General features: G+C 43.0%; 11 protein-coding genes. 10 read left to right on the forward strand and 1 reads right to left on the reverse strand.

From position 1 onward, the window contains the following. Positions 1 to 356 precede the first annotated feature (356 nt). The 5 genes from secA (at position 357) to ACEN82_RS00940 (ending at position 8,874) form a co-directional block, all read left to right on the forward strand. On the forward strand, positions 357 to 3,668 hold the full coding sequence (gene secA / locus ACEN82_RS00920) for a preprotein translocase subunit SecA (RefSeq protein WP_413319510.1): 3,312 nt from the start codon (positions 357 to 359) through the stop codon (positions 3,666 to 3,668). A gap of 128 nt (positions 3,669 to 3,796) precedes the next feature. After that, positions 3,797 to 4,261, forward strand: coding sequence for an SPOR domain-containing protein (locus ACEN82_RS00925; protein ID WP_413319508.1), 465 nt, complete (start codon positions 3,797 to 3,799; stop codon positions 4,259 to 4,261). After that, a complete protein-coding gene (locus tag ACEN82_RS00930) occupies positions 4,254 to 5,444 on the forward strand; it encodes a M20 metallopeptidase family protein (RefSeq protein WP_090529452.1) in 1,191 nt (396 codons plus the stop codon). Before ACEN82_RS00925 ends, ACEN82_RS00930 begins: the two co-directional genes overlap by 8 nt. A gap of 222 nt (positions 5,445 to 5,666) precedes the next feature. Beyond that, positions 5,667 to 6,593 (forward strand): hypothetical protein, encoded by a 927-nt coding sequence (locus ACEN82_RS00935; protein ID WP_413319506.1) that lies wholly within the window; start codon positions 5,667 to 5,669, stop codon positions 6,591 to 6,593. Between the two features lie 382 nt (positions 6,594 to 6,975). Continuing rightward, positions 6,976 to 8,874 (forward strand): T9SS type B sorting domain-containing protein, encoded by a 1,899-nt coding sequence (locus ACEN82_RS00940; RefSeq protein WP_413319504.1) that lies wholly within the window; start codon positions 6,976 to 6,978, stop codon positions 8,872 to 8,874. 157 nt (positions 8,875 to 9,031) lie between these two features. Here the strand turns inward: ACEN82_RS00940 and ACEN82_RS00945 are convergent, their stop codons facing one another. Continuing rightward, complete coding sequence (locus ACEN82_RS00945; protein ID WP_413319502.1) at positions 9,032 to 9,553, reverse strand: NADPH-dependent FMN reductase; 522 nt, start codon at positions 9,551 to 9,553, stop codon at positions 9,032 to 9,034. Positions 9,554 to 9,852: 299 nt separating this feature from the next. Here ACEN82_RS00945 and ACEN82_RS00950 point away from each other — a divergent pair, with 299 nt between their 5' ends. The 5 genes from ACEN82_RS00950 to lepB are packed head-to-tail and all read left to right on the forward strand — an operon-like array spanning position 9,853 to position 14,508. Continuing rightward, positions 9,853 to 10,656 carry a ParA family protein gene (locus tag ACEN82_RS00950; RefSeq protein WP_090529444.1) on the forward strand — a complete coding sequence of 268 codons (804 nt, stop codon included), beginning with the start codon at positions 9,853 to 9,855 and terminating at the stop codon, positions 10,654 to 10,656. A 3-nt stretch (positions 10,657 to 10,659) separates the two neighbouring features. Continuing rightward, positions 10,660 to 11,571, forward strand: coding sequence for a ParB/RepB/Spo0J family partition protein (locus ACEN82_RS00955; RefSeq protein WP_091165240.1), 912 nt, complete (start codon positions 10,660 to 10,662; stop codon positions 11,569 to 11,571). Positions 11,572 to 11,586: 15 nt separating this feature from the next. After that, the gene (locus ACEN82_RS00960; protein ID WP_413319499.1) at positions 11,587 to 12,264 is read left to right on the forward strand and encodes a DUF5683 domain-containing protein; all 678 of its coding nucleotides are present in this window, start codon (positions 11,587 to 11,589) and stop codon (positions 12,262 to 12,264) included. Between the two features lie 23 nt (positions 12,265 to 12,287). Further along, positions 12,288 to 13,037 (forward strand): 4-hydroxy-tetrahydrodipicolinate reductase, encoded by a 750-nt coding sequence (gene dapB / locus ACEN82_RS00965; RefSeq protein ID WP_090529435.1) that lies wholly within the window; start codon positions 12,288 to 12,290, stop codon positions 13,035 to 13,037. A gap of 16 nt (positions 13,038 to 13,053) precedes the next feature. Then, a complete protein-coding gene (lepB, locus tag ACEN82_RS00970) occupies positions 13,054 to 14,508 on the forward strand; it encodes a signal peptidase I (RefSeq protein ID WP_413319497.1) in 1,455 nt (484 codons plus the stop codon). Positions 14,509 to 14,677 lie beyond the last annotated feature (169 nt).

Consider the following 14,677-nt stretch of genomic DNA (forward strand, 5'->3'; position numbering starts at 1 on the left):
CAACGGGGTGTGAGCTTCTGAACCTAAATTAAACGGATTAAGGGGTTTATCGGATTTGCTAAGTATTCTAATTATAAAGTCTTAAGCTTTATGCTTTGTGCATTCCGCTTTTAGCTTTTTATATAAATCTATAAATTCAGGTTCAGGTATCATTCTGTAAATCCTCTAATTCTGCAAATTCTGAGTCAGGCAATAACAAATACAAACACCGTAATGTCAATCTTACATCCACGCATAACGGTTTAAAGCATTATCCTTTCGGCATTCGGCACAAAATCTTACATTTGCCTGTCAATTTGGCTCTAACGGCTGCTATGGCGCAATTGTTGAACCGGGTTGTATCATAATAAAATAATATGTTAAATTTTATCAGTAAGCTTTTCGGAAGCAAATCAGAACGGGATGTAAAAAGTATACAGCCTATAGTTGAGAAAATTAAGGCTGAATATGCTAAGCTTGGCTCCCTGAGTAATGATGAGCTTAGGGCTAAGACCATATATTTTAAAGAAACCATTGCCGAAGGCCTTTCTGGTATCGACAGTGAGATACAAGCCATCAAAGATCGTACAGAAAACGAGCTTGATATGGATGTAGCCGAAAAAGTTGAGCTTTATACTCAGCTTGATAAGCTTGAAAAAGACCGTAATAAAGAGCTTGAAGATATATTGATGAATATATTGCCCGAGGCATTTGCTGTAGTTAAAGAAACAGCAAGCCGCCTGGCTGCCAATAGTTCATTAGAAGTTACCGCTACCGAGTTTGACCGCCAGCTTGCTGCCCGCAAACCAAATGTAACTATTAAAGGCGATAAAGCTTTTCATAGCAGCACCTGGATAGCAGCCGGCAATGAGGTTACCTGGAACATGGTTCATTATGATGTACAGCTGATTGGCGGTACCGTACTGCACCAGGGTAAAATATCGGAAATGGCCACAGGTGAAGGTAAAACGCTGGTGGCCACGCTGCCTGCATATCTTAACGCTTTGGCCGGACAAGGTGTTCACATCGTAACGGTGAACGATTACCTGGCCCGACGAGATAGTGAGTGGATGGGCCCGTTGTATGAATTCCACGGTTTATCTGTTGATTGCATCGACAAACATGAACCAAACTCTGAGCAGCGCCGTGCCGCTTATTTGGCCGATATTACTTTTGGTACCAACAACGAATTTGGTTTCGATTACCTGCGTGACAATATGACACGCAGCCCGGAAGAGCTGGTACAACGCAAATTGCACTATGCCATGGTGGATGAGGTTGACTCCGTTTTAATTGACGATGCCCGTACACCTTTAATTATATCAGGCCCTATACCACGTGGTGATGAGCATGAGTTTTACGAGTTGAAGCCACGTATTGAGCGCCTGGTAAATGCGCAGAAAAACTATGTTAACAGCGTATTGAACGAAGCTAAGAAAGCGATTAACGATGGTAATACTGATGTTGATGGTGGTGGCTTAGCCTTGTTACGTGCCTTCCGTGGTTTGCCAAAAAGCAAAGCATTAATCAAATTTTTGAGCGAAGGTGGTAACCGTACCATCCTGCAAAAAGTAGAAAATCACTATATGCAGGATCAGGGAAAAGAAATGCCAAAAGTTGACTCTGAATTATTCTTCGTTATTGATGAAAAGAACAACCAGGTTGAACTTTCTGAAAAAGGTATTGAACTGATCACCGCATCCGGCGAAGATCCTCACTTTTTTGTGATGCCTGACGTAGGTACCGAAATTGCCGAGATCGAAAAATCATCCTTAAGCGCTGAAGAAAAGATTGCCCGTAAAGACGAATTGATGCGCGATTTCTCGATCAAATCTGAACGTATCCATTCGGTTAACCAGTTACTGAAAGCTTATACCCTTTTTGAAAAAGATACCGAATACATTCTTGACGAAGGCAAGGTAAAGATAGTTGACGAGCAAACCGGTCGTGTATTGGACGGCCGCCGTTACTCTGATGGCTTACACCAGGCTATTGAGGCTAAGGAAAACGTAAAAGTTGAGGATGCTACCCAAACTTTTGCAACCATTACCCTGCAAAACTACTTCAGGATGTACCATAAGCTTTGCGGTATGACCGGTACTGCGGTTACCGAAGCAGGCGAGTTTTGGGAGATCTACAAACTGGATGTGGTTGAAATACCAACCAACACCCCAATTACCCGTGATGACAAGCAAGACCTTGTTTACCGTACTGTACGTGAAAAATACAATGCGGTGGCCGAGGAAATTGTTAGTCTTACTCAGGCTGGTCGCCCGGTACTGGTTGGTACAACGTCGGTTGAGATCTCGGAGTTATTGAGCCGTATGCTTAAACTGCGCGGTATCAAACATAACGTACTGAATGCCAAAATGCACCAGAAAGAGGCCGATATTGTGGCCGAAGCTGGTAAAGCCGGCACTGTGACTATTGCTACCAACATGGCTGGTCGTGGTACGGATATTAAATTGGGCCCTGGTGTTAAAGAAGCCGGTGGTTTAGCCATTGTGGGTACCGAGCGTCACGAATCGCGCCGTGTTGACAGGCAGTTGCGCGGTCGTTCTGGTCGTCAGGGTGACCCGGGCTCTTCACAGTTCTTCGTATCGTTAGAGGATAACCTGATGCGTTTATTCGGATCAGAGCGGATCTCAAGCTTAATGGTACGTATGGGTATTGAAGAAGGAGAAGTGATCCAACACTCCATGATCTCCAAATCAATTGAGCGTGCACAGAAAAAAGTGGAAGAGAATAACTTCGGCATTCGTAAACGTTTGCTGGAATATGACGACGTGATGAACTCACAGCGTACGGTGATCTACACCAAACGTAAAAACGCCCTATTTGGTGAGCGTTTGGATGTTGACCTGAGCAACACCATTTTTGATGTGGTTGAGGACATTGTTACCGAATATAAAGAAAGTGCCAACTACGAAGGCTTTACCTTAGAAGTGATCCGTTTGTTCTCGGTTGATATTGAGCTTAGCGCTGAGGAATTTACTGCAAAAACAATTCCGGCGTTAACTGATCTGACCTTCCAAACGGTAATGGATTTTTATAAACGTAAACAGGAAGCAGTTGCACAACAGGCTTACCCGGTTATTAAAGACGTTTATGAAACCCGCGGCCAGTATGTTGAAAACATTGTTGTTCCGTTCAGCGACGGGATCCACGGTATTCAGGTGGCTGTTCCACTTAAAAAAGCAGTTGAAAACCACGGTCACGAGGTATTTAAATCTTTCGAGAAAAACGTTACCCTGTACCTGATCGACGATGCCTGGAAAGAGCACCTGCGCGAAATGGACGAGTTAAAACAATCGGTACAAAACGCGGTTTACGAACAAAAGGACCCACTGTTGGTTTACAAGTTTGAGGCCTTTGAATTATTCCGCGGCATGCTGGCCAATGTGAATAAGGAAATTGTAAGCTTCCTGTTCCGCGGTGGCATCCCGGTTCAGCAACAGGCCGAAGAGGTAAGGGAAGCAAAGCCCGAACCAAAAATGGACCTGCGCAAAATGAAAACCACCAAGGCTGAAGTTGTAAACGAAAGCAACGGTGTGCCGATGGATGATTTTCCGCAGGAGCCGCAAAAGATCACCCCGGTAAGGGTTGAAAATAAAATTGGCCGTAATGACCCTTGCCCTTGCGGTAGCGGTAAAAAATACAAAAACTGCCACGGTGTAGGGCAGAATTAAGCCTTTGAAAATGTCATCCCGAACTTGTTTCGGGATCCCATAGGATAAGTTGCCAGCATGATGCCAACCATGCTCGTGGGGGGCCGAAACAAGTTCGGCATGACAACATTTATTAAAAAATAAAAAGAATGAAAAAAGCAGTATTTGATCATCAAGCTAAACCAGCCGTTATCAGATACTGCTTTTTTGTTTTATTATTCCTTGCGTCAACCCAAACCTTTGCCCAAACGCGCGGCAAGGTTGAAGTGATCAAAGATCCGCTGGTTGACAGCCTGATAGCTAAAAGATTTACGCTGAACAGTACAGCAGGTACCGATGCCGCCGGTTATTCATCCTATGGTTACCGCGTACAGTTCTTCAGTGACTCAAACCGCAAGGATGCCTACAACGCGCAAAATCGGTTGCAGCAGCAGTATCCCGAACTGCGTACTTACATCAGTTACCGCGAGCCCAACTTTAAGGTAAAGGCAGGCGATTTCCGTACCCGGCTTGAAGCCGAAAAACTGGTACAGGAGCTGCGCTCGTCGTTTTCGAGCATATTCATCATTTCCGAAAAAATAAATCTTCCTAAAACGGATCCTAATAATGATTAAAGAGCAAATACAGGAATTATCCGCAAAAATATTCAATGAGGTAGTGGCTAACCGCCGTCACCTGCATGCCAACCCGGAGCTTTCATTTCATGAATTGCAAACCTCGGTTTTTGTAGCCAACAAGCTTGAAGAGCTTGGCCTGGAATACCATAAGATGGCTGATACAGGTTTGGTAGCCCTCATTAAAGGCGAAAAACCGTCGGACGCCGGCAATGTGGTTGCATTGCGTGCCGATATGGATGCGCTTCCGATATTGGAAGCCAATGATGTTCCGTATAAATCGCAAAACCCGGGCGTGATGCATGCCTGCGGCCACGATGCGCACACATCATCATTATTAGGTACAGCTAAAATATTAACCGAATTGAAAAGTCAGTTTGCAGGCACCGTTAAACTAATCTTTCAACCGGCCGAAGAGAAACTGCCCGGCGGTGCCAGCCTCATGATTAAGGAGGGCGTTTTGGAAAACCCAAAACCGGCTGCCGTATTGGGCCAGCATGTAATGCCTTTGATTGATGCCGGTAAAGTAGGTTTTCGTGCAGGTAAATATATGGCCTCAACTGATGAACTTTATGTTACTGTTAAAGGTAAAGGCGGTCACGGTGCTCAGCCGCAGCAAAATATCGATCCGGTTATCATTACTGCACATATATTAACCGCGCTACAGCAGGTGGTGAGCCGTTTTGCCGATCCTAAAAGCCCTTCGGTATTATCATTTGGCAAGGTGATAGCCAATGGAGCTACCAACGTGATCCCGAACGAGGTTTACCTGGAAGGTACTTTCCGCACCATGGATGAGAAATGGCGCGAAGAAGCTCACAAACGCATGAAGAAAATGGCCGAAGGCATTGCCGAAAGCATGGGCGGAAGCTGCGATTTTAATATCATGCGTGGTTATCCGTTCCTGATTAACGAAGAAAAATTAACCCATGCCACCCGCGGCCATGCCGAAGCTTACCTGGGGAAAGAAAATGTGCTCGACTTGGATATTTGGATGGCTGCCGAAGATTTTGCTTATTACTCGCAGGCTGCCAGCAGCTGTTTCTACCGCCTCGGTACCCGTAACGAAGCCCGGGGAATAACTTCATCTGTGCACACACCTACTTTTGACGTGGAAGAAGATGCATTTAAAATAAGTACCGGTTTGATGGCTTATTTGGCGGTTAAACAGTTAGGTAACTAATTTCAAGAGATTAGAGGTTGGTGATTAGAGATTAGTTTTAGTCACGGAAATCAATTTTTATAACTATAAAAAAGGGTGTCATGGGTAGCAAGTCGAAGCATGGTGGGTTGGCCTCTCCGCGCGAGTCTTCGACAGGCTCAGACTGACAGGCCTTCCCATTTACCGCCGATGTCTCCATGATTCGCCATCCGACGCGTATCTACACAATAAGTTGATTGTTTAATGAAGAAACTATTCCTACTGCTTATCCTTATAGGCGCAAGCCTTTTCACCAAAGCTCAGCAAATCAATCGCTTTAACCCTGATACTATCCGTACTATTGTTATCGATTCATTGGTTGATATCCGCTCACATAAACTCAATGCGCAGGATTTCATAGATGCCGTATTGGCCGATACCGGTTTTTATAAGGCCTTCCAGAATATGAAAGGCTTTGGCTTTACTGCTGAAAACCGAATTTTTACTTACGACAGCAAGAACCGGGTAAACGGGCGGATCTACCGTAAAATACTCCACAGCAACGCAGCCGGTAAACATAAAATAGAATACGTTGCTAAAAAGGACAGCGGTGACGTTTACAAAAAGAACGGCAAGTACCAGTTGTATACGGTTGAGATGTTCGATTTTATTTTCATGAACGCGTATAATTCCGATTTTACCAAGGGGGATGCCCTGCCGGGTTCGGGAGGTAAAAATGAATCATACAAAAGCAAACTCAAAACGCTGATCTTTACGCCGGGCCGTAAGGTAAGCGGGATCCCCTTCATCAGCAGCAAGACGGAAATTTTCTCTGACGATATGCGCCAGTATTATTATTACGAATTTGCGCGTGGTAAATACCTCGACACCATCCCTGTTTACCGCTTTAAGGTGAGGTGCAAGCCGAGCACATCCGACAGCGATACCATGATCAAGGAAATGACCACCATTTTTGATGAGCGTACCTTTCAGATCCTTGGCCGGTATATCGATATGAAATTCAGCAACATGTTCTTTGATTTTAATGTGCAGATGAACATCGAGCTTAATAATTTCCAGGGCGAAACGCTACCTGCAAAAATTACCTACCAGGGTAATTGGAATATTCCTTTTCATAAGGAAGAGCGTGCGAGTTTCTTGATTGTACATAAGGATTATGAGAAAGAGTAGAAACTCTTAACCACCTGAAAGGGGCATTAAGAAAAAGCCCTTAGCCAGCGCTCAACCGGAGCCGGGCGTAACAGCCTTTTTTGTGCTTGCAGACCATAAGCATGACATCTGCAACACAAAGAAATATGATTAGCTTGTTTTTCATATTATCAGGCTTTTGTATACTAATAGTTAACTTTTGGTGAATAAAGATTGTTTAGGATAAGTGGCTGTTTTGCAGTGATTAATATATTCATGATTTAATTGCTTTTATACGCCGGGGTAACCAAAAAAATATATTTTTGATGGTTCGATGTTTATATCCTTCAACCGGTTAATGCCTTTTAATTTCATTAAATTATTTCTATTGATCTTGTTTGCTTTTACTTTTCCAAAAGATAAAGTGAAAACGGCTATTTGTAATGGTAGTTACGGCGACCCGGTAGTAAAACTTGATTTCGGATCGGGAGTTAATACTATTGGAGGCCCTTTATCGTCGGACATTACGAGCATGACCTACGTCCCAGACTGCGCCAACGACGGTCAATATTCCATTGTAAGCAGCCAAACCGGCTGTCATGATACCTGGCATACGGTAAATCATGACCATACAGGCAACGCCGGCGGATACATGATGCTCGTAAACGCGTCATACGCGCCAAGCATTTTCTTTACCGAAACAAAAGATCTTAACCTTTGCGAAAATACAACCTATGAGTTCTCGGCATATGTACTTAATTTATTCAAGCTTTCATCAAGTAATGCAAATACCGTGCAGCCCGATTTATTGTTTACCATAAAAAAAACCGACGGAACAGTTTTAGCGGAGTATGATACAAACACCATACAACCTACCGCAAATCCGGAATGGGTTAAATATAGTGTGCCATTTTCAACAGGTGCAGGTGTTACAAAAATTGTATTGGAAATTAGCAATAATGGCCCGGGGGGCTATGGAAATGACTTATTGCTTGATGATATTGAATTCAGGGCTTGCGGACCTAACATTAAAGTTGGATTTACAAATGTTGACAACACCGAACCGCAAAATGTCTGCAAGGGGCAGGTGCAAAACTATAAACTTATTGCCGATCTGAATAACGGCTATAGCAACCCTAAAGTACAATGGCAAAGCAGTACTGATGGTGGCGGTAGCTGGACAAATATACCCGGAGCGACAAATCTCAGCTATTCATTTCAGTTTGGTTCAGATAAACCGGTGGGCATTTATCAGTATAGGATGGCTGCTGCCGAGGGGGATAATATTAATTCGTCAACTTGTCGTGTTTATTCGGATGTGCGGACTGTAACGGTTAACGATTACCTGGACAAACCTGTTATAACCGCTGCGCCGGTGTGCGAGGGGGATGCGCTTATACTTACGGCAACGCCGGGAGCAATCAGGTATGAATGGACCGGGCCGGGCGTTACCGCTAATAATAAAGCTCAAAATCCTCTGGTAATTGACAATGCCACTGTTGCTGCTAATGGCGATTATCAGGTTACTGTGTTCTCGGCTGGTGATTGTCCTACTTTATCAGATAAAGTTACAGTAACTGTTAACTTAAAACCCGTTATACCTGTTCTAACCCCAGCTCCAATTTGTAAGGGCGACCTAATCATTCTCAATGAAACTACGCCTAATGCCAAAAGCTATAGCTGGTCGCCGGTTACAGGATTGTCTGATCCAACTGCGGCAAACCCTACTGCCATGCCAACCGAAACAACCACTTATACAGTAACAGTGACAAGCAATGGGGATTGTACTGCAACCCAAACAGTAACTGTAACAGTTATGCCCACTCCCGAAGCAAGTATAAGTCCGCAGAAAAAAATCTTTGAAGGGCAATCGGTAGTATTGGATGCCGAGGCAAAATATGCCGATACTTATTTATGGAGCCCCGCGGGTGGACTCGACGATCCTACCAAACTGAATCCTGTCGCCAGCCCTACCGATGATGTTACTTATACCCTGAAAGCCTCATCAGGTATTGGTTGCGGATATGTTAATGCCTCAGTTTTTGTGCGGGTTTATAAAAAAATCGTTATCCCATCAACGTTTTCGCCCAATGGAGATGGTTTAAATGATTACTGGGATATCGAAGCTTTATCAACCTATCCCAAAAACACCATGAATGTCTTTAGCCGCAGCGGGCAAAAAGTATATACCTCAACAGGTTACGATAAACCCTGGAATGGTGCCTATAAAGGACATGTTTTGCCTCCAGGTACTTATTACTATGTAATCGATCTTAAAAACAATGCACCATTATTGTCGGGGTGGGTGCTTATTGTGCGCTGATTTATAAAGTTAAAAGCAGAATGCGCAAACCCTAAAGCAAATTAATTATATTATAGGCCTAAGTTACACTGAAGCTAATTATAATTGCTTCTTTTCCTGTTATCATTAACTGCGATACTTGTGCCCGAAACAATCCAACAGGTAGTTCAAGCTAAAATCAAAACTTAATGATCTTTTCTATCTGCTCGTTTACAAATTTTATGGTATCGGGCTTAAATAAGTTCCCTTCTTCATCAAACTCTTTGTGTATGGCCGCTATGTGTAATTTAAGCGCCATAATGTTGAGGTGCAGGTAATGGCAAACGCCGGTAAAATGGTCAACCCCGCGGATATTACCATATTTGCCCGATGATAAGCCTACCAGCGCCGCTTTTTTATCATAAAAACTTTCGGGGAAGCTACACGCATCAATGAAAACCTTAAGTACACCCGGAAAGCTGCCGTTATATTCGGGGATAAGGAATATGAATTTATCCGTATTGGTAACTATTTGTTGAATAGGCTCAAATGCTGCGCTGCGTTTGTTGTAGAGGTCGGTTTCAATAATGTTTGGGGGCAGCTGTGCAAGTGACAAGATGCCTGCTTCAACACCCTTTTCCTGCAGTTTTTGCTGATAAACCTTAGCAAGTTTGAGCGTTGAGCTTCCCAGTCTGTTGGTTGACGATATTATGGTTATCATTTATTATTAGTAAATTGCTGACTGATCTGATTAGTAATATCGTTGCTGAATAATTTTTAATATTTTGTTAATGAATGCTTTAGTAATAAATATGGTTAAGTAATAATATTTATTAATTGCCGCACTGATAATTCACTAATTTGATCAATATTGTTTGTAAATAGGCAAAAGCTGTGGAATTCTACATTATTTAATTCCGTATCTTTATCACCGGATAAAAACTTTACGAAAGTAGAAATTTCTGTTTCTATTTAACGTTGTTATAAATCACAGAACTATAAATTTTTTTAAACTATAGAATGAGTAAAATTATTGCTTTAGCCAACCAGAAAGGCGGCGTAGGGAAAACTACATCATCTATAAATCTGGCTGCAAGTTTAGCTGTATTAGATTATAAAACCTTGTTGGTTGACGCCGACCCGCAGGCTAATTCAACTTCGGGCATCGGTTTCGATCCCCGCAATATAAAAAACAGTATTTACGAATGTATCATCAATGAGGTTGATCCTCATGAGGCCATTCAGAAAACTGAAACTCCTAATCTTGATTTATTACCCGCACATATTGACCTGGTAGGTGCCGAAATTGAAATGATCAATTTAACCGGCCGCGAGTTTAAAATGAAACAGGTATTTGAAAAAGTGAGGGATGAATATGATTTTATTATTATCGATTGTTCGCCGTCATTAGGTTTGATCACCATTAACGCTTTAACCGCTGCCGATTCGGTAATTGTACCGGTACAGTGCGAGTATTTCGCGTTGGAAGGTTTGGGCAAATTGTTAAATACCATTAAAATAGTTCAATCGCGCCTTAACCCGCAACTGGAGATTGAAGGTATTTTGTTAACCATGTACGATGTGCGTTTGCGTTTGAGCAATCAGGTGGTTGATGAAGTTAGGACCCATTTTGAAGACATGGTTTTTGATACCATTATACAGCGTAATACCCGTTTAAGCGAGGCCCCGAGCTTTGGCGTATCGGTAATTATGCATGATGCTACCTGTAAGGGTGCAATAAATTATTTAAACCTTGCCCGCGAAATTCTGGAAAAAAACGGGTTGGTTAAGGGTGAACAGGCAACAGCTACAGCAACAGTATAGTAAATGAGTGGTGAAAAGAGAAATGCCCTGGGAAAGGGACTGAGTGCGCTATTAAACGACACGCCTAACGTACAACCATACCAAAACAGAAGTAGAGAAACAGCAAGCCCTGCCGAGGTAAATGACCTTGGCTCGGTTAATGAAATAAAACTGGCCGAAATTGAGGTTAACCCGTTTCAGCCCCGTACCGATTTTGATGAGCAGGCACTGGCCGAGCTTTCAGAATCGATCAAGCTGCAGGGTTTAATTCAGCCGATAACGCTCAGGAAAATTGGGGCACATAAATATCAGCTGATATCAGGCGAGCGTCGTTTTCGGGCATCAAAGCTGGCCGGCCTAACCCAGATCCCGGCTTATGTGCGCACCGCCAATGATCAGCAAATGCTGGAGATGGCACTTATCGAGAACATTCAGCGCGAAAACCTGAATGCAATTGAGGTTGCCCTGAGTTTTCAGCGCATGATTGAAGAATGTAACCTGAAGCAGGAAGAACTGGGCGATAGAGTAAGCAAAAACCGCTCAACGGTGACCAACTACCTTCGTTTGTTAAGGTTGCCGCCGGTTATCCAGGCCTCCATTCGTGATGGCGAGCTTTCAATGGGGCATGCCAAAGCTATTTTAACGCTAACCGATCCTGCCAAACAATTATTTATACATCAGCATATCATAAAGGAAGGTTTATCCGTTCGTAAGGTTGAAGAACTGGTAAGAGAGATGCAAAAGTCGCCGGTAAAAAAGGAAGGCAAACAGCCCGAGCCGGTATCATATCAGTTGCAGAAGATCCAGGATGACCTGGCTTCAAAATTTAGTACAAGGGTAAAACTAAAAGTTGGTAGCCGTGGAAGCGGTGTTATCGAGATCCCTTTCCTTTCGGAAGATGACCTTGGCCGCATCCTTGAAATGCTTGATTGGTAATTGTTAATTTAAAAAATGTATAAATTCCTGTTTTTTTTAGTTGTATCGGCTTTTTTTATTTCTGCCGCACAGGCTCAGGTAGTTGATAGTACGGGGAGTAAAAAAAGTGATACGCTGAAAGTAAAGCATCCTGTTAAAACCCCGTCAGGCTCATTTGCTCCCAAAATTGATCCTGCCAAAGAAAAGATCTATCATCCCGATAGTACCCATATCCCGCATAAAGCAGTAATGCATTCATTGATGATACCTGGTTGGGGTCAGGTTTACAACCACAGATGGTGGAAAGTGCCGTTAATTTACGGAGGTTTAGGTTTGCTAACCTCGGCCATTATATATAATCAGCATTATTACAAAGAATATTTAACATTATCAAGATACCGCCAGGGTACTCCTCCTAATCCCGGCGACCCTTACTATACAGAATATAACCTTTATAAAGACGTGCCTGATGCCAACTTGAGCGATGCCCGTGAAAATTCAAGGCGTAACCGTGATTTGAGCATACTGGGCTTTTTAGCTGTATGGGGTATTCAGGCTATTGATGCTTATATCGATGCCAAGTTCATCCACTCATACACGGTGGATAATAATTTGTCGTTCAAAGTAGCCCCGGGTATAATTAATCAGCCGGTTTATGCGCAGGGTGCTAATAATGCTTATATTCCGGGTATAAAAGTTACCTTTACGTTTTAATAAGGAAAACCATAATACCTGAAATGAAGATAGCGTTACTTGGCTACGGAAAAATGGGCAAAATCATTGAAAAGATAGCCCTTAGCCGCAAGCATGAAATTGTACTTACCATTGATCATGAAACCCTTCATGACCTTACACCCGAAAACCTGCAAAAAGCAGATGTGGTAATTGAATTTACTACCCCGGCATCCGTATTATCAAATATCGAGCATTGCTTTAATGCCAATGTACCTGTTGTTATTGGTACTACAGGTTGGTACGAGAAATTACCGGAAGTAAAACAGCAATGTATTGAGGGGAATAAATCATTATTGTGGGCTTCAAACTTCAGCGTTGGCGTTAACGTGTTTTTTTACGTGAATAAGCTGTTGGCTAAAGTCATGAACAAGTACCCTTATTACGAAGTACAGGTTGAAGAGATCCATCATACCCAAAAAATGGACTCGCCAAGCGGTACTGCCATAACCATCGCCGAAGGCATCATTAACAACACCGATACCAAAAATGAGTGGATTAATGTATTAACTACCGACGACAGCGATGACGATGCGAATGTTGCTCCTAACCAATTACTTATAGAATCATTAAGGATAGACAGTGTGCCGGGTACTCATACCGTTATTTATGATTCGGAAGTGGATAGCATCGAATTTAAGCATACTGCCCATAACCGTAATGGGTTTGCTTTAGGCGCCGTACTGGCTGCCGAGTGGCTGCACGATAAAAAGGGTTTTTACTCTGTTGAAGCCATGTTTGATTTTAATAGCTAATAGCTTTTTAATATAAATGGCAATAGCGGGCTATATAGGGTTTTATATCATTACAGGCCCGCTATTGATTTTAATACTGGCCGGATACTGGAAACTTTTTGAAAAAGCTGGTCGCCGGGGGTGGGAAGCGCTGATCCCGGTTTACCATCTTTATATTATGCTCAAGTTAAGCCAGCGACCGTTGTGGCTGCTTTTACTGCTTTTAATACCGGGCATAAACTTTATTATAAGTATCGGTATCCTCATTGATTTTATTAAATCGTTTGGCAAGGTGGGCATAGGGCAAATCACCATGTCGGTGCTGTTGCCTTTTATTTTTATCCCTAAGTGGGGCTTTGATAAAAACACCCGTTATGTTGGCCCGTCGGCAAGTGACGATTTCAGGGAAAAATACCGTGACCTTGATAAATCCCCACTAAGGGAATGGACGGAAGCTATCCTTTTCGCTATAATAGCGGCAACAGTTATTCGCGGGCTTTTCCTCGAGGCTTTCACCATTCCTTCGTCATCTATGGAGAGCTCACTAATGGTAGGCGATTTTTTATTTGTGAGCAAGATCAATTATGGTGCCCGCCTGCCCATTACCCCCGTAGCATTTCCATTTGCACACCACACGATGCCGCTTACCGGTACTAAAGCCTATTGGGATGGTATTAAGCTGCCCTACTATCGGCTGCCGGGTTTCACCGAAGTAAAAAAGGGTGATGCAGTAGTGTTTAACTATCCAATGGATGCCGATTCGCCGTTTTACCGCCCTGTAGATAAGCAGGAAAATTATATCAAACGGTGCCAAGGCACGCCCGGCGATACCATAAAGCTGGAGTACGGCCAGGTATACGTAAATAACCGTTTGATAGCCGCCCCACCCAACGGGGAAATGGAATACCGGGTACGTACAAATGGTTCGGGAGGAGGTTTTGGCCCCCATACGCGATATAACCTTCATCTGTCGGATATTCAACAGTTTACCTCGGTTGATTTTACAACGAATATGACTGCACAATCGGCTGAAAAGCTAAAAACGTATCCCTATATCGAGGCGGTGAAGCCCGATATTAAGTTAAGAGGGGTGTATGATCATGAGGTTTTTCCGCATGATCCGCGCTTCAGGTGGAACGAGGATAACCTGGGGCCAATTATTATTCCGCGAAGAGGCTGGACGGTAAAGCTGGATAGCATGACCATGCCTTTTTATCGCCGGGCCATTGAGGTGTATGAAAATAATAAAGTGCAGGTTAAAGGGAACGGAGTTTTTATTAATGGGAGCAAGGCCGATAGTTATACCTTTAAAATGAATTACTATTGGATGATGGGCGATAACCGGCATAACTCCGAAGATTCGCGTTTTTGGGGCTTTGTGCCCGAAGACCATATTGTAGGTAAAGCCGTATTGGTATGGATGAGCTGGGATGCCAATTCGCCTTCATTTTGTAAAATAAGATGGGACAGGGTATTTAGAAGGATTAATTAGAGAAATATGCAGAGGTGCAAATTCAGGATGTGCAGATGAGAGATTAAATAATTATCAATTTGTGCCCTAATAATAGGAATCTATAATTAATATGAGGGAGCGTAACATATAACGTGTAACATATATCTTATACATAAAATATAAACATTAAAAAATCTGCACATTTGCA

This window comes from Mucilaginibacter sp. Mucisp73 (assembly GCF_059491465.1).